Annotated in this window: 20 protein-coding genes; 2 read left to right on the forward strand and 18 right to left on the reverse strand. The window is 65.9% G+C overall.

Translation table 11 applies throughout. The annotated features are described in order from the left end of the window. Positions 1-6: 6 nt before the first annotated feature. The 8 genes from J3R73_RS24560 to J3R73_RS24595 form a co-directional block, all read right to left on the reverse strand. Entirely contained in the window at positions 7-1197 is a 1191-nt protein-coding gene (locus tag J3R73_RS24560) for an MFS transporter (RefSeq protein ID WP_307433510.1), read from the reverse strand. A 41-nt stretch (positions 1198-1238) separates the two neighbouring features. Continuing rightward, on the reverse strand, positions 1239-2876 hold the full coding sequence (locus J3R73_RS24565; RefSeq protein WP_307433514.1) for a Ppx/GppA family phosphatase: 1638 nt from the start codon (positions 2874-2876) through the stop codon (positions 1239-1241). Then, positions 2833-5046, reverse strand: coding sequence for an RNA degradosome polyphosphate kinase (locus J3R73_RS24570; RefSeq protein ID WP_307433517.1), 2214 nt, complete (start codon positions 5044-5046; stop codon positions 2833-2835). The genes J3R73_RS24565 and J3R73_RS24570 overlap by 44 nt, the downstream gene beginning before the upstream one ends. A 49-nt stretch (positions 5047-5095) precedes the next feature. Next, a complete protein-coding gene (locus tag J3R73_RS24575) occupies positions 5096-5818 on the reverse strand; it encodes a P-loop NTPase family protein (protein ID WP_307433520.1) in 723 nt (240 codons plus the stop codon). Continuing rightward, entirely contained in the window at positions 5815-6906 is a 1092-nt protein-coding gene (locus J3R73_RS24580; RefSeq protein ID WP_307433523.1) for an AI-2E family transporter, read from the reverse strand. The genes J3R73_RS24575 and J3R73_RS24580 overlap by 4 nt, the downstream gene beginning before the upstream one ends. A 35-nt stretch (positions 6907-6941) precedes the next feature. Further along, positions 6942-7472, reverse strand: a complete 531-nt coding sequence (locus tag J3R73_RS24585) for a CDP-alcohol phosphatidyltransferase family protein (protein WP_307433527.1) — start codon at positions 7470-7472, stop codon at positions 6942-6944. Positions 7473-7595: 123 nt separating this feature from the next. After that, a complete protein-coding gene (gene pip / locus J3R73_RS24590; protein WP_307433530.1) occupies positions 7596-8579 on the reverse strand; it encodes a prolyl aminopeptidase in 984 nt (327 codons plus the stop codon). 16 nt (positions 8580-8595) lie between these two features. Next, complete coding sequence (locus tag J3R73_RS24595; protein ID WP_307433533.1) at positions 8596-9372, reverse strand: amino acid ABC transporter ATP-binding protein; 777 nt, start codon at positions 9370-9372, stop codon at positions 8596-8598. Positions 9373-9579: 207 nt separating this feature from the next. Between J3R73_RS24595 and metC the strand changes: the two genes are divergently transcribed. Further along, positions 9580-10770 (forward strand): cystathionine beta-lyase, encoded by a 1191-nt coding sequence (gene metC, locus J3R73_RS24600; RefSeq protein ID WP_307433536.1) that lies wholly within the window; start codon positions 9580-9582, stop codon positions 10768-10770. A 96-nt stretch (positions 10771-10866) separates the two neighbouring features. Here the strand turns inward: metC and J3R73_RS24605 are convergent, their stop codons facing one another. Genes J3R73_RS24605 through J3R73_RS24620 form a run of 4 tightly spaced genes read right to left on the reverse strand, consistent with a single transcriptional unit; the run spans position 10867 to position 13704 of the window. Further along, a complete protein-coding gene (locus J3R73_RS24605; protein ID WP_307433539.1) occupies positions 10867-11211 on the reverse strand; it encodes a lipid-A-disaccharide synthase N-terminal domain-containing protein in 345 nt (114 codons plus the stop codon). Then, complete coding sequence (locus tag J3R73_RS24610; protein ID WP_307433542.1) at positions 11201-11950, reverse strand: glycosyltransferase family 2 protein; 750 nt, start codon at positions 11948-11950, stop codon at positions 11201-11203. Before J3R73_RS24610 ends, J3R73_RS24605 begins: the two co-directional genes overlap by 11 nt. Then, positions 11925-12773, reverse strand: a complete 849-nt coding sequence (locus J3R73_RS24615) for a phosphatase PAP2 family protein (protein ID WP_307433545.1) — start codon at positions 12771-12773, stop codon at positions 11925-11927. The genes J3R73_RS24610 and J3R73_RS24615 overlap by 26 nt, the downstream gene beginning before the upstream one ends. Before the next feature lie 34 nt (positions 12774-12807). Beyond that, positions 12808-13704: a cell envelope integrity EipB family protein gene (locus J3R73_RS24620; protein WP_307433548.1), complete on the reverse strand. Its 897-nt coding sequence runs from the start codon at positions 13702-13704 to the stop codon at positions 12808-12810. A gap of 211 nt (positions 13705-13915) precedes the next feature. On the opposite strand from J3R73_RS24620, the gene parE reads away from it, so the two are divergent. Next, a complete protein-coding gene (parE, locus tag J3R73_RS24625; RefSeq protein ID WP_307433551.1) occupies positions 13916-15979 on the forward strand; it encodes a DNA topoisomerase IV subunit B in 2064 nt (687 codons plus the stop codon). Between the two features lie 12 nt (positions 15980-15991). On the opposite strand, the gene J3R73_RS24630 is transcribed toward parE, so the two are convergent. The 6 genes from J3R73_RS24630 to J3R73_RS24655 all read right to left on the reverse strand — a co-directional run bounded on the left by J3R73_RS24630 (position 15992) and on the right by J3R73_RS24655 (position 22074). Then, positions 15992-16360, reverse strand: a complete 369-nt coding sequence (locus tag J3R73_RS24630; RefSeq protein WP_307433554.1) for a hypothetical protein — start codon at positions 16358-16360, stop codon at positions 15992-15994. Between the two features lie 239 nt (positions 16361-16599). Further along, complete coding sequence (clpA, locus tag J3R73_RS24635; protein ID WP_307433557.1) at positions 16600-19020, reverse strand: ATP-dependent Clp protease ATP-binding subunit ClpA; 2421 nt, start codon at positions 19018-19020, stop codon at positions 16600-16602. Between the two features lie 10 nt (positions 19021-19030). After that, positions 19031-19363, reverse strand: a complete 333-nt coding sequence (gene clpS / locus J3R73_RS24640) for an ATP-dependent Clp protease adapter ClpS (protein ID WP_307437663.1) — start codon at positions 19361-19363, stop codon at positions 19031-19033. A 280-nt stretch (positions 19364-19643) separates the two neighbouring features. After that, entirely contained in the window at positions 19644-20174 is a 531-nt protein-coding gene (locus tag J3R73_RS24645) for a SixA phosphatase family protein (RefSeq protein ID WP_307433561.1), read from the reverse strand. Next, complete coding sequence (locus tag J3R73_RS24650) at positions 20174-20965, reverse strand: M15 family metallopeptidase (protein WP_307433564.1); 792 nt, start codon at positions 20963-20965, stop codon at positions 20174-20176. Before J3R73_RS24650 ends, J3R73_RS24645 begins: the two co-directional genes overlap by 1 nt. Continuing rightward, positions 20962-22074 (reverse strand): caspase family protein, encoded by a 1113-nt coding sequence (locus J3R73_RS24655; protein WP_307433567.1) that lies wholly within the window; start codon positions 22072-22074, stop codon positions 20962-20964. The genes J3R73_RS24650 and J3R73_RS24655 overlap by 4 nt, the downstream gene beginning before the upstream one ends. Between the last annotated feature and the right edge of the window lie 78 nt (positions 22075-22152).

Below are 22152 nucleotides of genomic sequence, written 5' to 3' on the forward strand. Positions count from 1 at the left end.
GCGGGCTCACTCCGTCGCGAAGCAGAGCAGCGCCGCCACCGGAAGCGCCAGCCCGATCCAGGACGCCAGCGCCCAGCCGCCCTGCGCGTAGGCCCAGCCGCCCACCGCCGAGCCGACCGCGCCGCCGCCGAAGAAGATCGCCATGTAGAGCCCGTTGAGGCGGCTCCGGAATTCGGCGCCCAAGGCGTAGATGGCGCGCTGTCCGAGCACGAGGTTCGACGACACGCCGAAATCGAGGAGGTTGGCCGCCACCACGAGCAGGCCGAGCGCGAGCGGCGAGCCCGGCGGGGCGAGATGCGTGACGAGGAAGGCTGCGGCCGCCGACATCATGGCCAACGCCGTCGCGGGCCGGCTCCAGCCCCGATCGGCGACGCGCCCGGCGATCGGCGCCGCCACGGCTCCGGCGACGCCGGCAAGCGCGAAGAGCGCGATGCCGCCCTGCGACAGGCGGAAGGCCGGTCCCGCCAGCAGCAGCGGCGTCGTCGTCCAGAACAGGCTGAAGGCACCGAAGAGGCAGACATGGTAGAGGGTGCGCCGCTGCAGGATCGGCGTCGTCAGCAGCAGCCGCCCCATCGAGGCGAGCAATGCCCCATAGCTCAGCCGGGAGGCCGGCACCCGCTTCGGCAGGCCGAATCCCAGCACCAGGGCCAGCGCGACCATGGCGCCCGCCGACAGGAAGAACACGACGTGCCAGGAGGACAGCTCGGCAACGAGGCTCGAGATCGGCCGCGCCAGCATGATGCCGAGCATCAGCCCGCTCATGACGTTGCCGACCACCCTTCCCCGCACCGCCTCCGGCGCCAGATGCGCAGCATAGGGCACCAGCACCTGCACCGCGACGGAGCCGAGGCCGATGAAGAAGGCGGAAGCGAGGAACGCCGCCGGCTGCGTCGACAGCGCGGCACCGAGGAGGGCGAGCGTGGCGAGGCCGACCAGCGCCAGCACCAGCTTGCGGTTCTCGACGAGATCGCCGAGCGGCACCACCAGGAGCAGGCCGGTGCCGTAGCCGAGCTGGGTGAGCGTGACGATCAGCCCGGTGGCGTGCGGCGACAGGCCGAGCGCCGCTCCGATCGGCCCGGCGAGCGGCTGCGGATAATAGACATTGGCCGCGAGCAGGCCGCAGGACGCCGCCAGCAGAAATATCAGCCAGGCCGACACCTTGGGCTGGCCGGCCGCTTCCTCAGTGACCGCCGCCACGCTCACCGCAGGCCCCGGCGGATGCTGGCTTGCGGCACGCCTCACTCCGCCGCGGCTTCGACGCGATCGACGATGCGCAGGAAGGGTTCGCGCCCGATGAGGCGGGCCAGGGCCTTCATGCGTCCCGCGAGCCTTTCGCCGACCAGTCCCTCGAGATCGCGCGGCACGTCCAGCATCAGCTTGCCATGGCTGACATAGAGGGGGCAGCGCGGCAGGACCTGGGGCATCGAGGCGGACAGCACGTAGCCCACGCGCATGAGGCCGCCGAGGATGCGGGCGCGGTCGAGGATGCGCGTGGTCGCGATCTCGCGGATGCGCGGCGACAATTCCTCGTCGTTCAGGCCGACATGGCGGAAAAAGTTCGCCACCGCCATGAAGACACGACCGCGATGGTCGATGCCGACGAAGGCCGCGTTGGCGATGACGTTGAGGCTCTGTTCGCCGCGATAATCGGGATGGGCGCGCCAGCCGGTATCGGCCAGCAGGCAGGCGGCATGGCGCTGGCGCCGCTCGTCCGAGGTCTCGTCGATACCGGAGGTCGACATGAAGCGGTCGCTCCACCGCAGGAGATCCTCGCCATGCTGCGGCGAGCGCGAGCGAAGGACGTTGAGCTCGCGTGCCGCCGCGATCAGGGGGTCGAGCTTGCGCGTCTCCTCGTCGAGCAGCGAATAGAGCAGCCCTTCGCGGACGCCGAGGGCCGAAATCACCACGTCGGCAGGCTTGCCCACCTTGATGATCTCGCTCATCACCGCCGCGCCATAGGCCAGCAGCGGCAGGCGGCCGGCCGACACCGTTTCGTTGCCGATCAGGGTCGTGTTGTCGACGCGCATGATCAGCCGGCAGAAATCGAGCATTTCGCGCGCCGGCATGCTGTAGCCGTGCATGATGTGCAGGGGATAGCCCATCTGCATCATGTGCAGCTTGGCGAGGGAGCGCCATGTGCCGCCGACGGCATAGAAGGTGCGGTTCTTGAGGCCCTTCAGCGGCTCCGCCTTTTCGAGCTTGGCCTGCGCGAGCTTGGCCGCCTTGCGCACCGACAGGCCCGAAGCGTCCTGCAGGGCCAGCCCGCCGAGCGGCGTCGTCACGCCCGAACCGGCCCGGTGGCCGTGGACGTCGATGAGCTCCAGCGATCCGCCGCCCATGTCGCCGACGACGCCGTCGGGCATGTGGAAGCCCGAGATCACGCCATAGGCGGAAAGGCGGGCCTCCCGCTTGCCGGACAGCAATTCGATATCGTTGCGGCAGATCTCCCGCGCCCTGGCGATGAAGGCGTCGCCGTCCTCGGCGTCGCGCGCGGCGGCGGTCGCGAGCACGTAGAGCTCCTTCACGCCCATGGTGTCGCACAGCGCGCGAAAGCGCTGGAGCGCCGCATAGGCCTTGGCGACGGCCTCCGGGTCCAGCCTCCGGGTCACGGCGACGCCGCGCCCGAGCCCGCACAGGACCTTCTCGTTGAAGATCGGCGTCGGGCTGCGCGTCAGGCCCTCATAGACGACGAGGCGAACCGAGTTGGAGCCGATGTCGATCGTCGCGATCGGCGGTCCCTGGCAGATGCGGCCCTGCGCGAAGTCCGCGCCGCCCGGCATCGGCCCGCACGCCTTCGATATTTCGGCCTTGGACGCTTCGGCCTTGGGCGCTTCAGCGCCGGCGGCTGAGGAGCGTGCGGGGGGAACTGTGCTCAAGCGATTTGCCTCGACCCGAAAGACTGGGGTTGGTCATGAAGTATTTGTGCGCGTTGAACGGCTCTTCGTCGGCGCGTGGGACTATGCGTTCTGCCGAGCCGTCCGGCAAGATGCGCCAGCTCTGCTGATTGTCGATGAGATTGGCGATCATGATCTGGTCGAGCACCTGCTCGTGCACCGTCGGATTGGAGATCGGGCACAGCGCCTCGACGCGGCGGTCGAGATTGCGCTCCATCATGTCCGCCGACGAAATATAGACGGCGGCCTTCTGGTGCGGCAGGCCGTGGCCGTTGCCGAAGGCGTAGATGCGGCCATGCTCGAGGAAGCGCCCGACGATGGACTTGATGCGGATATTGTCGGACAGGCCGGGCACGCCCGGGCGCAGGCAGCATATGCCGCGGACGACGAAGTCGATCTGCACCCCCGCACGGCTCGCCGCGTAGAGCGCGTCGATGATCATCGGATCGACCAGCGAGTTGCACTTGCCCCATATGGCCGCGGGGCGGCCGGCCTTGGCATGCTCGATCTCCGCCGCGATATGGTCGAGGATGCGCTGCTTCAGCGAGACGGGGGAGACGGCCATCCGCTCCAGCGCCGCCGGCTCGGCATAGCCGGTGATGAAGTTGAAGATGCGGGCGACGTCGCGGGCGATCACGGGATCGGCGGTGAAGAAGGACAGGTCGGTATAGATACGGGCGGTGATGGGGTGATAATTGCCGGTGCCGACATGGCAATAGGAGACGAGCTGGCCCATTTCCCGCCGCACCACCAAGGAAAGCTTGGCGTGCGTCTTCAGCTCGATGAAGCCGAACACGACCTGCACGCCGGCGCGTTCGAGATCGCGCGCCCAGCGGATATTGGCCTCCTCGTCGAAACGGGCCTTGAGCTCGACCAGCGCGGTCACCGACTTGCCCGCTTCCGCCGCCTCGGCGAGCGCCTTGACGATCGGGCTGTCGGAGGAGGTGCGGTAGAGCGTCTGCTTGATGGCGACGACATTGGGATCGCGGGCCGCCTGGTTGAGGAACTGCACCACCACGTCGAAGGATTCGTAGGGGTGGTGGACCAGGATGTCCTTCTGGCGGATCGCCGCGAAGGCGTCCGAGCCGTGGTCGCGGATGCGCTCGGGCGAGCGCGGCGCATAAGGCACGAATTTGAGGTCGGGCCGATCAAGGCCGACGAGCTGCGACAATTCGTTGAGCGCCAGCATGCCCTCGACCCGGAACACCGCGTCGTCGGTGACGTCCAGCTCCTCGGTGACGAAATTGCGGATCGCGTCGGGCATGCCGGCTTCGATCTCCAGCCGGATGACGACGCCGCGGCGGCGCTGCTTCAAGGCGGTCTCGAACAGCAGCACGAGGTCTTCCGCCTCTTCCTCCACTTCCAGATCGGAATCGCGGATGACGCGGAAGGACCCCTGCCCCTGCACCGTGTAGCCGGGGAAGAGCTTGCCGATGAACAGCACGGCGAGATTTTCGAGGGCGATGTAGCGCGCGGCGCCGGTCTCGGCGAAGTCCGGCAGGCGGATGAAACGCTCGACCTTGTTGGGGGCCCTGATCAGCGCGTTGAGGGCCCGCCCGTCGCTCATGCGCTTGAGCTGGAGCGCGATCGTGAAGCCGAGATTCGGGATGAACGGAAAGGGATGGGCCGGATCCACCGCAAGCGGCGTCAGGATCGGGAAGATGTGCCCGAGGAAATATTCGTCGAGCCAGGCGCGCTCGGCCTTGGAGAGGTCGCGCGGCTCGGCGATGACGATGCCTTCGAGCAGCAGGTCGTCACGAAGCTCCGTCCAGCGCTTCTGCTGGTCGGAGGCGAGCTTCGACACCGCCTCGCCGATCTTGACGAGCTGCTCGGCCGGCGAGAGCCCGTCGGGACTGCGCGCCGTCACGCCCTCCCGCACCTGGCCGATCAGGCCGGCGACGCGGACCATGAAGAATTCGTCGAGATTGCTGGCCGAGATCGACAGGAAGCGGAGCTGCTCCAGCAGCGGATGGCTGCGGTTGGACGCCTCCTCCAGCACGCGGCGGTTGAACTGGAGCCAGGACAATTCCCGATTGATGAACCGGTCGGGGCTCGATCGCAGCGCGGCGGCGGCATCCTCCTCGGCAGCGGTGTGACCGGGCGGACCGCCCGTCTGCGGCTCGACGACCTTCATCGCGGTATTGTCGCTCATTGTCGTTCTCCGCTTCCTCGAAACCCTCTTTAGGACGGAATTGTAACGTTCATTTATAGCCATCCGGGCTTTCTGCGCCCGGACCGGGCGTCGCCGCAAGCACTTCCGCGAGAAGTTCACCGGCAAGAGCCCGTGTGATGCGCCGCCCGCGCGACAAACCTTCGCGATCGAGCACCTCCACCACCTGCCGCGCCGCGTCGAAGGACCTCTCGATGCGACGGACCAGGAAATCGACGACGCTGGTATCGACGATGAGCTGGCGATCGAGGAACAGCTTCACCAGGAGCAGGCGAAACAGATCGTCGTCGGGCCTGCCGATCGCGATGACGTCGGTGGCGCGCAGCCGCGAGACGAGGTCCGGAAGGGCCAGCGCCCAGGCCGCGGGCCTGTCGCGCGCAGTCATCAGCAGCGAGGCGCCGGTCTCGCCCGCCAGATTGAGGAGATGAAACAGAGCGGTCTCGCTCACCCCTGGACCCATGTCCTCGAGCGCCACGGCGCCCCGGGCGACGAGCTCGGGCACGGCGCCTTCGTCGAGCGCATGGGCCGGAACGACCGCGGCTCCCGCCATCTCCGCCCAGATCGCGGCCAGATGGCTCTTGCCCGACCCGCTCGGCCCGATCAGCAGCGCCCGCCGTCCCGGCCAGTCGGGCCATCGCTCGACGAGCGCATAGGCCGCCTCGTTGGAGGGCGAGACAAGGAAGTCCTCGCGGCTGAACGACGTCCTCGCCGGCAGGTTCAGCGCGAGCTGCCGGGGGATGGATGCGCCGTTCATTTGTTAAGGCTCCGCCGCACCGGCGGTTCGACATTGCCGGTGTAGAGGGAGCTCGACAGATATTGGCGCAGCCCGAACCGCACGAGCACGCCGATGGCCGCCGCCACGGGCACCGCGACCAGAAGGCCGATGAACCCGAACAGCGATCCTGCGACCAGCAGCGAGAACATGAGCCAGACCGGATGCAGGCCGACCGAGCCGCCGACGAGCCGCGGCGACAGCACATAGCCTTCCAGCAGCTGGCCGACGGCGAAGATGGCGACGACGTAGATCGGCAGGTGCCAGTCGGGCCATGCCTGCACGATCGACACGCTGATGGCGACGATGAAGCCGAGGATCGACCCGACATAGGGGATGAAGGAGGCCAGACCGGTGCACAGCCCGATGAGAAAGCCGAAGCTGATGCCGGCGAAAGTGAGCGTCGAGCCGTAGAACAGGCCGAGCAGCACCGAGACCGTCGCCTGCCCCCGCACGAAGCCGGCGATGGCGCCGTCGATGTCGCGGAAGATGTCGCGGATCGAATCGACATGGTCGCGCGGCAGCCAGCTGTCGACCCGCGCCACCATGCGATCCCAGTCGAGCAGGATGTAGAAGGCGACGACCGGCGTGACGATGAGGGCGCTGACCACCCCGATCACCGCCTGTCCCCCCGACCAGAGCGAGGAGATGAAGCTCCCGAGCAGAGCGGCGCCCTGCCCCACATAGTCCCCGAGCGATTTCTGGATGTCCTGCAGGCGATCACCGACGAGGCTGCCGAGCCAACCCTGGTTGAGTTCGGCCAGGATGCGCTGCAGCGCCGAGACATAGCTCGGAAGGCGGTTGCGGAAGCCGCTGATCTGGTCGCCGAGAAGCGGCAGCAGCAGCAGGAGAGCGAGGGCGATGATGACGAGGAAGCCGAGCAGGATCATCGAGGCGGCGGCCCAGCGCGGCAGGCCGAGCCGTTCAAGCCTGTCCGCCACCGGATCGAGGAAATAGGCGATGGCCAGCCCGCCGACGAAGGGCAGCAGCACGCCTTGCAGAAGCCAGACCAGCGCCACGAGCAGGGCGAGCGCGCCGAGCCAGAATATCACCTGCTTGTGAAAGCTCATCTGATCGGCGTCCTGCTGGCTGAGCCCTTGCCGCATCATGCGGCCATGTGGTTGAGCCACTGCCGCAGATAGGCAGCAGCGGAGAGGACGGTCAGGCCGGCGACGGCGGCGCTGCCGACCTCCACCAGAAGCGGAAGGGGCCAGCCCGTGCCCTTCGAGAAGAGGACGAGCGCGACGAAGGCGATCTGCACCCCGGTATTGAGCTTGGACAGCGGCAGCGGCGCGATCTTCATCGGCGTTCCCATCACCCACGACACCAGGACGGCGCCGATGATCATGAGGTCGCGGAAGACGACGAGGATCACCAGCCAGGCCGGAACCGCCCCGACGACACCCAGCGTCACGAAGATCGACACCAGCAGCGCCTTGTCGGCGAGCGGATCCAGCAGGGCGCCCAGTTCGCTGCGCATGTCGAAGCGCTTGGCGACAAAGCCGTCGACCCCGTCGGACACCCCGGCGACGACGAAGGCCACGAACGCCCAGTTCCAGGCGTCCGACCCGATGCACCACACGGAAAGCGGCACCAGGCAGAACCTGAAGATGGTGATCAGATTGGGTATCGTCATGGTCTACGCAGCGCCGCACCAGCCCTTGTCGCCCTGGATATGGGCGGCAGACTACGCCTTTTCAGCGGCACCGCATGTTTTCTGTCGCCATGGCCGCAAAACGGGGAAATGCGGGCTTCGCCGTCAGCCCCCCGCATATTTGTCCGTCGCCTGCATCAGCCGGTGGAGCGTGCCCGGCTCGGCGAAGGAATGGCCGGAATCCGGCACGATATGCAGTTCGGCGCGCGGCCAGCGCTTCGAGAGCTCCCACGCCGTCACAGGCGGGCAGACGACGTCGTAGCGGCCCTGCACGATGGTGCCGGGAATGGCGGCGAGCCTGTCGGCGTTGCGCAGGAGCTGGCCCTCTTCCATCCAGCCGCCATGCACGAAATAATGATTCTCGATGCGCGCGAAGGCGAGCGCGAAATGCTCCTGCGCATGGCCGGTCGCCGGTCCCTCGGGCATGAGGGTCGAGGTCTCGCCCTCCCACACGCTCCAGGCCCGGGCGGCCGCCAGGCGCAATGCGGCATCGTCCGAGGTCAGACGGCTGTGATAGGTCAGGACCGGATCGGCCCACGTCTCCGGCGGGAGGTCCTTTCTGAAGGCTTCCCATTTGTCGGGGAAGAAGAAGGATGCGCCCTGGCGGTAATACCAGTCGATCTCCATGCGGCGGAGGGTGAAGATGCCGCGCAGGATCAGGGCCGACACCCGGTCCGGATAGGTTTCGGCATAGGCGAGCGCCAGGGTCGATCCCCAGGAGCCGCCGCAGACGGCCCATTCGCCGACGCCGAGGATGTCCCGGCGCAAGCGCTCCATATCGGCGACCAGATGCCATGTGGTGTTGGCGGCGAGGCTGGCATGCGGCTGCGAACGGCCGCATCCGCGCTGGTCGAACAGCAGGATGTTCCAGCGCGCCGGATCGAACAGGCGGCGGTGCCGCGGCGAGCATCCCGCCCCCGGCCCGCCATGCAGGAAGACGACCGGCTTGCCCTTGGGATTGCCCGACAGCTCCCAATAGATCGAATGCCCGTCGCCCACGTCGAGCATGCCCGAGCGGTAGGGCTCGATGTCCGCGTAAAGCCCTCGCCTCGGCGTGCCGTCCGGCTCGCTCGACCGATCAAACGCCATGGCAATTCCTAGAAGCTCAATGCAGGATCTGACTCAGAAAGAGCTTCGTACGCTCATGCTGGGGATTCGAGAAGAAGGCGGCCGGTTCGTTCATCTCGACGATCTGCCCGGCGTCCATGAAGATGACGCGGTCGGCGACCTGGCGGGCGAAGCCCATCTCGTGGGTGACGCAGAGCATCGTCATGCCCTCCTCGGCCAGGGAGACCATGGTGTCCAGCACTTCCTTGACCATCTCCGGATCGAGGGCGGAGGTCGGCTCGTCGAACAGCATGATCTTCGGATTCATGCAGAGCGCGCGGGCGATGGCCACGCGCTGCTGCTGTCCGCCGGACAGCTGGCCCGGATATTTGGCCGCCTGCTCGGGAATCTTCACGCGCTCAAGGAAATGCATGGCGCGCTCGTTGGCATCGCTCTTCGACATCCTGCGGACCCAGATCGGCGCCAGCGTGCAGTTCTCCAGCACCGTCAGATGCGGAAACAGATTGAAATGCTGGAACACCATGCCGACCTCGCGCCGGACCTCGTCGATGCGCTTCAGGTCGTTGGTCAACTCGATGCCGTCGACGACGATACGGCCTTTCTGATGCTCCTCCAGCCGGTTGATGCAGCGGATCATCGTCGACTTGCCCGAACCCGACGGGCCGCAGATCACGATGCGCTCGCCGCGCCTCACGGTCAGGTCGATATTCTTGAGCACGTGGAAGTCGCCGTACCATTTGTTGACGTCAGTCATCTCGACGGCGACCGGCGCGGCGGCATCGGCTGATTGCAGTGCGGTTGCGGCAGAAGCCATGATTCTTCCCAGCGTTGTGACCCGTCGGACGGCGGGCGGCGGCGGCGGACGCGACCTCGAAGGTGCGACGAAAACGAAGCCGCTGTAAAGACCCGCGACAAGGCCGCAGGCGGCGCCGGCCCGCCGCGGCCGGCGCCGATGGCTGTTGACGGCCTGCCGGGAGAAGCCGATGGTTCGGCCGGTATCGGAAAATGCATCGATTCATTGATGAAGAAAATTAACAAGAACGAGATCGCCACCTTCGGCGAGAACACGCGCCTCGTCATCGGCGGGCGCGAGCCCGACGACTATCACGGCTTCGTCAACCCACCCGTCTATCACGGCTCGACGGTGCTCGCGCCGACGACGAGAGACCTGCTCGACCACACCCAGCGCTATGCCTATGGGCGGCGGGGCACGCCGACCACGGACGCGCTCGAACAGGCGCTGAGGGCGATCGACGGCAGTGCCGGCGTCGTGCTGTGCCCCTCGGGGCTCGCCGCGGTCTCGACCGCCCTGCTCTCCTGCCTGTCGGCAGGCGATCACCTGCTGATGGTCGACAGCGCCTACGGGCCGACCCGCCACTTCTGCGACGGCCAGCTGGCGCGCTTCGGCATCGAGACGACCTATTACGATCCGCTGATCGGCGAAGGGATCGAAGCCCTGCTGCGCCCGAACACCAAGGCGGTCTATCTGGAGACGCCGGGTTCGCAGAGCTTCGAGATGCAGGACGTGCCCTTGATCGCCGGCATCGCCCATCGCCACGGCGCCACCGTGCTGCTCGACAACACCTGGGCGACGCCGCTGTTCTTCGATGCCTTCGGCCATGGCGTGGACCTCATGATCCAGGCCGGCACCAAATACATCGTCGGCCATTCCGACGCGATGTTCGGCGCCGTCTCCGCCAATCGCAAGGCCTGGCCCGCGCTGAAGGGCTTTTACGGCGACGCCGGGCTCTGCGCCGGGCCGGACGACGTCTATCTGGCGATGCGGGGCCTGCGCACGCTGGGCGTGCGCCTGAGGCAGCATCAGGAAAGCGCCCTCCGCGTCGCCAAATGGCTGGCGAAGCGGCCCGAGGTCCTTCGCGTGCTGCATCCGGCTCTCGACGGTGATCCCGGCCACGCCATCTGGAAGCGCGACTTCAAGGGATCGTCCGGATTGTTCTCGATCGTGCTGCAGCCTGCGCCCGAGGCAGCCGTGGAGGCGTTTCTCGACGGCCTGAAATTCTTCGGCCTCGGCTATTCGTGGGGCGGCTTCGAAAGCCTCGCCATTCCCTTCGACTGCAGCCATTACCGCACGGCGACGACCTGGAATCCGGGCGGCCCGGGCGTGCGGCTCCATATCGGGCTCGAGGATGTCGAGGACCTGATCGCCGACCTCGATGCCGGGCTGGCGCGGTTCCGGGCGGCGCGGGGGTGAACGCCCCGCGCAGGCGGCGCGATTCCCATGCGGCAGGATGGAGACGGGATCCGCGACGGGTCGCCCGCCCTGTCGGCACGGAGGATCCGTCGGGGCCTATTTCGCCGCCTCGGCCTTCGCCTTCTCCGCGGCGCGCTCCTTCAGCACGAAGGAGACGTTGCGGAAATAGATGAGCAGGCCGGAACCCTGGCCGATGATGTAGACGAGATCGGCCCGTACCAGGGCGTAGAGAAACAGCAGGGCGCCTCCGCCGATCGACAGCACCCAGAAGCTGAAGGGGATGACGCTCTTGCCTGCTCTTTCGCTGGCGAACCACTGCACCACGAAGCGCAGCGTGAAGAGCGTCTGCGCGAACAGGCCGAGCGCCAGCCACGCATCGAACTTGTTGTAGAACACGTTGTGGAAATAGCCCCCGAGGGCGTTCGACAATTCAACGAGCATCGGCCGTCCCTCCGATAACGACAGGCACGCGCCGACGGCGGCGGATCAGCCACCACACGCCGATGAGATCGAGAATGCCGACCCATAGCCGGTCCAAGAAGCCATAATTGGATGTTCCGCTCAGCCGCGGCCGGTCGACCACGTCGACATGGCCGACATCGAAGCCCTCCCGCTTGACCAGCGCCGGCATGAACCGGTGCAGCGCGTCGAAATAAGGCAGCGCGAGATAGACGTCGCGGCGGATCGCCTTGAGACCGCACCCGGTATCGCGCGTGCCGTCGCGCAGCACCCAGCCGCGCACCCGGTTGGCCGTCCTGGACTGCCAGCGCTTGAAGCCGGTATCCTTGCGGCCGAGGCGCTGGCCGGCGATCATGCCCATCGCCTCGCCGCCCGCGACGAGCGCATCGACCAGCGCCGGCATATAGGCCGGGTCGTTCTGGCCGTCGCCGTCGATCGTGACGATCAGCGCCCCCCGGGCGGCCCGCACGCCGGTGCGCACGGCGCAGGACTGGCCGCACGACGTCGCATGCCGCAAGGTCCTCAGGAACGGCATGGCGGCTGCGAGCCGGGCCAGTTCCGCCGGCGTCCCGTCGCTCGACCCGTCGTCGACATAGACGATCTCGAAGCTGCGTCCGGCAAGGGCCCTTTCGATCTCCCGGATCAGCGGCTCGATGTTCCCGGCCTCGTTGCGGACCGGAACGATGACGCTGATGTCAGGCGCCGTCGGAAAGGGTGTCATCTGCTATCGGATCCTTGCGGCGCGCTCGCCACGCCAGCAGCGTCTTTGCCGCGTCTTGCCCCCGCAAGGCAAGAGCGCCATCGGGCTTTTGCCGGAAAACGAGACCGCGGCGCGCCAGAAATTGCGCGAACCACAGCGTGGCGAACCAGCCCAGCAGCGCGCCGGCCACGACGTCGGAGACGAAATGCGCCCCGAGCACCACCCGGCTGACGCAGACCAGCGTGGCGAAAGCGAAGGCATAGGGCCTCACCCGCGGGCCCGCCAGCAGCACGAGGCACGCGGCCACGCTCCAGGCCGTCGTGGCGTGGCCGGAAGGCATGCTGGCCGCGGTCGCATGCCAGGCGAAGGGGTCGAAGGTCAGATAGGCGCCGGGATCGACATGGAGCGGCCGCACGCGTCCGATCGCCCGCTTGACGAGGTTCACCGCAAGACCCGTCACGGCGATGACGGTGAAGCAGAAGGCGAGCCGCAGCCAGACCTGCCGGAGGGCGGCGTCCGCCCGCCGGGGCAGGACGGGATCGACCAGAGCGAGGCCGATCAGCGCGATGCCGAGCGGCACCAGATAGAGGCCGGAATCGCCGAGATTGGTGACGATCGCCGCCACGCGGATCAGCGAATGCGGCCATTCATGCAGGATGCGAAGGTCCGCCGGATCCGCCGTGACCATCAGCGCGACCGTGAGCAGCAGGCCGAAGAGGACGGCCGCCGGTGGCGGGATGCGGCCGAACAGCGGGCGGCCCGCGAAGCGAGGCGGCTCGCGCAAGCGCCGCCCGAGTTCCCGCCACGTCGCCGTATGCGCCCATTGCCGTATGGCGTTCCTCACGACGGGCGACCTTCCGCCGGGCACGCCCGCCGCCTCAGTTGCATTTGGTCTGCGGCAGGAAGTCGAGCGAGGCCATGGTTCCCTTGAGGCTGAAATCCCCGTAATCCAGGCTGATATTGCCGGAAATGCCATTGGCATAGAGATCGAAGGACATGGTGTAGACCGGCGTCTGCTCGCCGACCGTCTGCTTGGTCGAATCGAAATAGGAAATGGTGATCGGCCAGCGGTCGACACCGTCCAGCTGCTTGGCGCCGGTGGCGGCGCCTTCTCGCGGCTGGTCCGGCGCGATCCGGGCGCCGATCACCGCGAGGGTGTCGTAGATCTTCTCGCCGCCGTCCGAGCCGTCATAGACCTGGGATTCGAAGACATGGTCGCCCGCCTCGGCCACGGCCACGATCGCCTTCATCTGGCCGGTCGGGAACAGGACGTCCTTGGTCAGGTCGAACTTGGCCGGCTTCGGCTTCTTCAGGGCCACGGCGACCGCACCGTCATCGGCGCGGTTGGCCTGTCCGTCGACGAGGCCGTCGACCTTGTCGTTGGTGTAGTTCTGCGAGCTGAAGCGGAAATTCCGGCCCTTGTCGTCCTCGAAGGTGGCGGAGCGCAGATCGGAGGTGTTGGTGCCGCCGCCGCTGAGGCCGATCTCGGTCACCTGCCGAAAGTTGAGCACGTAGCCGCTGCATTCATTGCCGGAGAATTCATAGACGATGCGCCCGCGCATGCTGTCGACGCTGGTCGAATTCTTGCGCCTGTCAAGCTGGAGATCATAGACGGCGCGGTGCGCCACGAAGCTGATCGGATGCGCAACGGCAATCGGCGCCGTGGCCGCCACCGGCTGCGGCCGTGCCGTCTCGGCAGCCTGCACCTCCGCAGCGGCGCCCGTGAGGGCAAGAAAGGCCAAAAGCCCGAGAGCACCCGGAATCATCGTCCGCATAAAGCAAATTTCCGTTCTTATTTCGACCGGCACCATAGCAGGCACCTGCCTCGCCGCAACGCAGAAGAGCACGCGAATCGTGACGGAATTAGGCCATCCGGGCATGCCGCACCGTCCCGGCCGGTAAGGCTGTTTATGATCCGTTCGCACTGGCGCTGCGGAAATGCAATAATGGCGCCTCATCGAATCGCTGATGCGAGATTCCAACCGAATGCCCGTTTCCGACGATCTGTTTGGCGCCGACGAGCCGGCGCCGGCAAAAGCCAAGCCCGAGAAGGCGGCGCCGCGGCGCACCGCCCCGCCCGCCCCCGGCAAATCCGCGACCGCGGATGAGGACGCCTACGGCGCCTCTTCCATCCGGGTGCTGGAAGGCCTGGAAGCGATCCGCATGCGTCCGGGCATGTATATCGGCTCGACCGGCCCGGAAGGCGACGGCCTGCACCACCTCTTCGCCGAGGTGATCGACAATGCGATGGACGAAGCCGTCGCGGGACACGCCAGCTTCATCGAGGTCGATGTAGGCGCCGACGGCTTCGTGTCCGTCACCGACAATGGCCGCGGCATTCCCGTCGACCCCCATCCCCAATATCCCGGCAAGTCCGCGCTCGAAGTGATCATGACGATGATCCATTCGGGCGGCAAGTTCAATTCCGACGTCTACGAGACCTCGGGCGGCCTGCATGGCGTCGGCGTTTCCGCCGTCAACGCCCTTTCCGAGGAGGTCGAGGTCGAGGTGGCGCGCGGGCGCGAGCTCTACCGCCAGCGCTTCCGGCGCGGCGTGCCCGAGGGCCCCGTCCAGCATGTCGGCCCGGCCCCGAACCGGCGCGGCACCAAGGTCCGCTTCAAGCCGGACAGCGACATCTTCCGGCACGGCATCGCCTTCGACCCCAAGCGCCTGTTCAAGATGTCGCGCTCGAAAGCCTATCTGTTCCGAGGCGTGGAGATCCGCTGGAAATGCGCGCCGCAACTGCTTGCGGGTATCACCGGCGTGCCCGCCGAGGATGTCTTCAAGTTTCCGCGCGGCCTGGAGGACTATCTGCGCTCGGCCAGCGAGGGGCTGGAACTCGTCACCGACCAGATGTTTTCCGGCAAGGTCGATCGCGCGGGCGGCCACGGGTCGGTCGAGTGGGCTGTCGCCTGGTTCACCGAGAACGAGGGCTATGTCTCGTCCTACTGCAACACGATCCCGACGCGCGAAGGCGGCACGCATGAGCAGGGACTGCGCATCGCGTTGCTGCGCAGCCTGAAGGACCACGCCGAGCGCATCGGCAACAAGCGCGCCGGGCAGGTCACCACCGAGGACCTGATGGCCTGCACGGCCGCCATGCTCTCGGTGTTCATCCGCGAGCCGGAGTTTTCCTCCCAGACCAAGGCCAAGCTCGTCACCACCGAGGCGAGCCGCATCGTCGAGCAGGCGATCAAGGATTCGCTCGACCAATGGCTCGCCAACAGCCCGTCGCAGGCGCTCAAGCTGGTCGATTTCGTGGTGGAGCGCGCCGAAGAGCGCCTGCGCCGCCGCGCCGAAAGGGACGTCGCCCGCAAATCGGCGACGCGCAAGCTGCGCCTGCCCGGCAAGTTGGCCGACTGCTCCAACAACGCCGCGCAGGGATCCGAACTCTTCATCGTCGAGGGCGATTCGGCCGGCGGCTCGGCCAAGCAGGCGCGCGACCGCGCCAGCCAGGCCGTCCTGCCGTTGCGCGGCAAGATCCTCAATGTCGCCGCCGCCGGGCGTGACAAGCTGGCCCAGAACCAGCAATTGCAGGATCTCGGCCAGGCGCTCGGCTGCGGCATGGGCGCCCACTATCGGGATGACGATCTTCGCTATGAGAAGATCATCATCATGACCGACGCCGATGTCGACGGAGCCCACATCGCCTCGCTGCTGATCACCTTCTTCTGGCGCCAGATGCCGCGGCTGATCGAGCGGGGCCACCTCTACCTGGCGGCACCGCCGCTCTATCGCCTGACGCAGGGTACCAAATCCTTCTACGCCCGCGACGACGCGCACAAGGACGAATTGCTCGCCTCCGTATTCAAGGGCAACCAGAAGGTCGAGATCGGCCGCTTCAAGGGCCTGGGAGAGATGATGCCGGCCCAGTTGAAGGAAACCACGATGGACCGCAAGAAGCGCGTCCTTCTCAAGGTCACCGTCGCCGACGAGGAACGCGCCGACACCTCAGGCTCCGTGGAAAGGCTGATGGGCAACAAGCCCGAAGCCCGCTTCGCCTTCATCCAGGAACGCGCAGCCTTCGCCAGCGAGCTGGTGGATATCTGAGGCATGCGCACCTCATTCGACTGACATGTCATAGATGATCTTCGAACAGCCGCTTCCCGCCGTGCTCCTGCCGCAAACGCTGACGCTATAGATGTCGCTTCCTTTGAAGCCCTTGTTCGCTGAGTAGTGGAAGGAAAAGGGGCCGATCTGTTTGAGCTTGCCGTTGCGGGGAAGGTCAACGATCGAGGCCGAAGTGAATTCCAAACGTCCCCCCGCACTGTATTGATGACGGCAATTTCCCGTCGTCGTCATCAGGTGGGCAGTTACACTGCCGTTCAATGCAGGATTGAAACTGTAAGGAGCGGCTATACAGACGCCCGCCATTGCGGCGGACGAAATACTGCAACAGGCCAGCACGGCTGAGATGAGAAGTACTTTCATGATTTTCCCCTGCTTGAGATCGGCCTCTCTTCGAGCCAATTTTACTCAGAAGACCATCTCGATGGTCAAATCTCAATATGAAAAATCAAGAACAAAATAATCTTTATACGACATAAACACAAAATACTAAACCATAGGTTGCATAGATACATCTACTTTTATTAATGCTGAATATGTTCAGGACAGAAAAAAGCCGGTCTCTCGACCGGCTTTCTCGCTTCATTCGGTTTCGTCTCGCATCATTCCGTTTCGAGCGGCTTTTCGGGCTCGTGATAGCTCGCGCCATTCGCCTTGCCGCCGTTCCTCTTGGCGGCCTGTTCGCCGGGGCCGGCGAGCAGCGGTTCCTGCTTGGGCTCGACCGGGCCTTCGGGATATTCGAAGCCGAGCACGTTCTTGCCGTTCTCGTCCTTGACGACGTTGACGCGTACCGCGCCACCCGATTTGAGCCGTCCGAACAGCACCTCGTCGGCAAGCGGCGTCTTGATCGCCTGCTGGATCAGACGGCCCATCGGCCTCGCGCCCATGAACTCGTCATAGCCGTTGGCGACCAGCCAGGTGCGCGCGTCGTTGCTGAGCTCGATCGTGACATGCCGGTCGGCCAGCTGCACTTCGAGCTGGGCGATGAACTTGTCGACGACCTGCGCGACGATCTCCTGCGACAGATGCGCGAAGGGAATCGTCGCATCGAGCCGGTTGCGGAACTCCGGCGTGAAGAGCCGGTTGATCGCCTCGGTGTCGTCGCCCTCCCGCTTGTTCTGCGTGAAGCCGTAGGCCGACTTGGCCATGTCCGCCGCACCTGCATTGGTGGTCATGATCAGGATGACGTTCCGGAAATCGACGCTCTTGCCGTTGTGATCGGTAAGCTTGCCGTGGTCCATCACCTGCAGGAGGATGTTGAAAAGGTCGGGATGGGCCTTCTCGATCTCGTCCAGCAGCAGCACGCAATAGGGCGTCTGGTCGATGCCGTCGGTCAGTAGCCCGCCCTGGTCGAAGCCGACATAGCCAGGCGGCGCGCCGATCAGGCGCGACACGGTATGCCGCTCCATATATTCGGACATGTCGAAGCGCAGCAGCTTGATGCCGAGCACGGACGCGAGCTGCTTGGCGACCTCGGTCTTGCCGACGCCGGTCGGGCCCGAGAACAGGTAGTTGCCGATCGGCTTCTCCGGATCGCGCAAGCCGGCGCGGGCGAGCTTGATCGACGCCGCCAAGAGGCCGATCGCCTTGTCCTGGCCGTAGACGACGCGCTTGAGATTGAGCTCCAGATTCTTGAGCGTCTCGGTGTCGTCCTTGGATACGGTCTTGGGCGGAATCCGCGCCATCGTCGCGACCGTCGCTTCGATGTCCTTCACGTCGATCGTCTTCTTGCGCTGATCCTCGGGCACCAGCATCTGCGACGCACCGGTCTCGTCGATGACATCGATCGCCTTGTCGGGCAGCTTGCGGTCGTTGATGTATTTGACCGAGAGTTCCACCGCCGCCCGGATCGCGTCATTGGTGTAGCGCAGCTTATGATACTCCTCGTAATAGGGCTTGAGGCCCTTGAGGATCTCGATCGTGTCGGGAATGGTCGGCTCGGCGACGTCGATCTTCTGGAAGCGGCGGACGAGAGCGCGGTCCTTCTCGAAATATTGACGGTATTCCTTGTAGGTGGTGGACCCGATGCAGCGCAGCGCCCCGGCGGCAAGGGCCGGCTTCAGCAGGTTGGAGGCATCCATCGCGCCGCCCGAGGTGGCGCCGGCGCCGATCACCGTATGGATCTCGTCGATGAACAGGATCGCGCCCGGATAGGCCTCGATCTCCTTGACGACCTGCTTGAGGCGTTCCTCGAAATCGCCGCGATAGCGCGTTCCCGCCAGCAGCGTGCCCATGTCGAGCGCGAACACCGTGGCGTTCTGCAGCACCTCGGGAACGTCGCCCTCCACGATGCGGCGCGCGAGGCCCTCGGCGATCGCCGTCTTGCCCACGCCGGGATCGCCGACGAAGAGCGGGTTGTTCTTCTGGCGCCGGCACAGGACCTGGATCGTGCGGGTGATCTCGCTGTCGCGCCCGATCAGCGGATCGATCTTGCCGTCCCGCGCCTTCTTGTTGAGGTTGACGCAGTAGGAATCGATCGCATCCTGCTTCTTCTTCGACGAATCATCGCCGCTGGGCGGCGACTTGGCGCTTTCGCCCTCGCTTTCGTCCGCACCCCGGGGCGCCTTCGCCTCCGAGAGGCCGGCCCGCTTGGCGATGCCGTGCGAGATGTAATTGACGGCGTCATACCGCGTCATGTCCTGCTCCTGCAGGAAATAGGCGGCATGGCTTTCGCGTTCGGCAAAGATGGCGACGAGGACGTTGGCGCCCGTGACCTCCTCGCGGCCCGACGATTGCACATGGATGACCGCCCGCTGGATGACACGCTGGAACCCAGCCGTCGGCTTGGCGTCGTCACGGCCGTCCGAGACGAGGTTTTCGAGCTCGGTGTCGATATATTCGACCAGGTTGCGCTTGAGGATGTCCAGATCGACGTTGCATGCGCGCATGACCGCCGCTGCATCCTGGTCTTCGATCAGCGAAAGCAGCAGATGTTCGAGCGTGGCGTATTCATGCCGACGCTGATTGGCAGTAGCGAGAGCGCGGTGGAGGGACTGTTCGAGATGTCTTGAAAAGGATGGCACGATCAGTTCCTCACTTTTCTTCCATGACGCATTGCAGCGGATGCTGGTGCTTGCGCGCGAAATCCATAACTTGTGTCACTTTGGTCTCTGCGACCTCATAGGTGTATATGCCGCACTCTCCCACGCCATTGTGATGAACGTGCAGCATGATGTGGGTGGCACCGTCGCGATCCTTGTTGAAGAAGCGCTCGAGCACCTCGATGACGAACTCCATCGGCGTGTAATCGTCGTTCAGCAGCAGGACGCGATAGAGCTTCGGCCGCTTCGTCGTCGTCCGCGTCTTGGTGATCACCGCGGCGCCGGTGCCGTCGCCTCCGGCCGGATTGCGCGGTTCGCGCGCCATGGTGATGAACGCTGTCCGGCCCCGCGCGGGCTCTGCACGAAATTCAGGAATGGTGCTCTCTGCCATTTCTACAAACCGCAATCGACTGCAGCCTAACACGATATCAGCGAGGGAAAAGAACTTCCGTCTCCCCCAATTTAAGAGCGGCACGCGCCTTTCGCTAGTGCATGGCGCCGCCGATCGTTCACAGAGGGCGTCGTTTCCCCCGTCGCGATCATTCCATCGGCTTCCCGTCATGAATGGCGCAGCTCGGAAAGAGTTTCCTGCCTATCGCCATCCTTCAGGGAACCGTGTGATCGGGCGGGTTCCGGAGCTGTTTCGGCGTCAGGAACATAGCGAGCGTACCGAGATGAGGGCCGACATCCTTCCATTGCGGGACGTCGAGATCGATCACCGCGAGCGCTGCGGTCGGGAATTTGTCCTCGAGCGGGCTCGCGGCCGTTCCGCCTCCGCGGACCAGATGGCTGGCCGTCCGCTCGAGCCCGGGATTATGCCCGATGATCATGAGGCTGGCGACTTCGGGACCGATGGCACGGATCACCCGCAGGATCGCATCGATCGGCGCCTCGTAGACGGCGCGCTCGTAATGCGCGGTATGCTGGCCGAGAAAAGGCTCGACCAGATTGAAGGTTTCGCGGGTGCGCCGCGCGGTGGAGATGACGACATGGTCCGGCGAGAGTCCCCGCCGCGCCATTTCCTTACCTATCACGGGCGCATCACGCTGGCCGCGCGCCGCCAGCGGCCGTTCATGGTCCGTAACGCCGTCCGGATAGGCCGATTTGGCATGGCGCAGCAGGATAAGTCGGCGCATTATCGTCCTTCTTCGGGTGTCCTGGCCAAGGAAATGATTTCCGGCCGATATTCAAAATGCATGGTATCATAATGATACCATTTTCCGCCCCAGATGAACCCGTGTTTTTCGAACACCGAAACGATCTCGGCGGGAATACGGTTCCTGTAGGTGGCGTCGTCGGTCTCCCGCGTCGCTCCGCTCCAGCGCCAATAGTCGGCGAACCTGACATTGATGTCGATCGCCGCCGCATAGGCATGCATGCTCCGGCGCCGGGTGCCGGCCACGGGCCGGCAATTATAGGTGCCGGCCGAGGGTATGAGGTAGGCGCGAAACCTGGCCGGCAAAGCCTCGAGATCACGGGATACCGCCTCCAAATGTGCGGCGACGCCGTTGGTGGGCGTGACCCGCAGCGTACCGCCGCCGAGCCCGGGAAGCCACCGGACCGTCTCGAGCCGGACCTCGCCCCTTGAGCAATCGCCATACATCGCGTCGAACAGCGCCTGGTTGCGGGCACGGCCGGGGTCGTCGGCCTGGTCCGACGGCGCTCTCTCGACGGCCCCGAGCGGATAGGGCACGGCGAACATGTCACGAATGTCGGCATCGGCCACCCGCTGCTCCGGCGTCTTGCCGGCGATGCCGTCGGAGAGGGGGAGATGCCGGCCGTTCTTCAGGATGAGATCCCTCGCGTCATAGCCGGCGATGAAGTCGGGGTAGGCCGCCACCAAGGCATCGAGCGCCGCGTCGGCACGCGCCCCTGTCGGAGCCGCCGCCAATGCCGCAACCGCGAGGAAGGCGCATGCGCCCCTCACGGTGCGGACTCGGCCCGCTGAATCAGGGCGAGGTTGGCTTTCTCCACCGGGTTGAGAGTCACGTTCCATGTGAAGGGCCGGTACCAGTAGAACTGCGAGAAATAGGCCCGCAGCTGCGCATCCTTCATGAAGCGCCCACGCCGCGCGAAGATCTCGTTGCGCGCGACCCTCAGCTGCACGGGCGAAAGGGCAGCGACCTCGTCCCAGCCGAGTTGCCGGTCTCCGGACTCGGGCAGGATGAAGCCGGGCTGGACGTTGCGGGGCGCCTCTGCGGGCACGTCGGGAAGCGGCACGGCTGAAGCTTCCTTCCGCGTCGGCTGGACGGCGGCGGCATTGTCCTGGGCGGGCTGGAGGACCTTCACCGGCTGCGGATCGGCGACGCTGCCGGCTATGGCGAAGGAGCCGATGATCGCCTCGTTGACCCAGGGCGTCTGCGCGCCCTGCGTCGCCTGGTCGACATCCGCCCGGACCTGGCCGAACATCTGGCGGATGTCGAGCCCGGGCGTGCCCATATGCGCCAGCAGCGCCTGCGTGAACGGCGAGTTGCGCCCCGTGCCGTCCTGCGCCACCGAGCCGGGCGCCGTCGAGAAGGCGATCAGCGTGCCCTTGGCCTCGGACGCGTCGAGATCGACCCGCGCCAGCCCCCGCGTCCCCGCCCCGCGCACCAGAGCATGCGCCAGCGGATTGTCCCGGCACGAATCCAGGATCACGATCTTCACCTTCGCCGACGCCCCGTCCACCAGGTCCAGCAGCTTGTCCAGCGACAGCGCCTGGGTGTCGAGGTCGAGTTCGTCCGCGATCTTCGCCGACACCGGGATCAGGTAGTTGCGCCCCTTCACCTGCACGCCATGGCCCGAATAGAACACCACCACGCTGTCCGCATGGTCGGCATCGCGCAGGAACGCGCGTACCCCGTCATTCATCGCCTGCAGGTCGCCGTCCCTGACCAGCGTCACCCGGTAGCCCAGCCGCCCCAGGCTCGCCGCCATGTCCGACGCATCGTTCGCCGGATTGGACAGAGGCGTCACCGACCGGTACGCCCCGTTCCCGATCACCAGCGCCGCCTTCGGCGCGGCATGGGCCCAGGACGCAGCCATTGCGACCACCACGAAAATGCTCCAGAAGACGCTTCGCATCGCCGACAGCCCGCTGTGAAATCCCCTTCAGGATACATCGTTTGCCCCGGC

The organism is Labrys monachus (genome assembly GCF_030814655.1).
GTDB lineage: Bacteria > Pseudomonadota > Alphaproteobacteria > Rhizobiales > Labraceae > Labrys > Labrys monacha.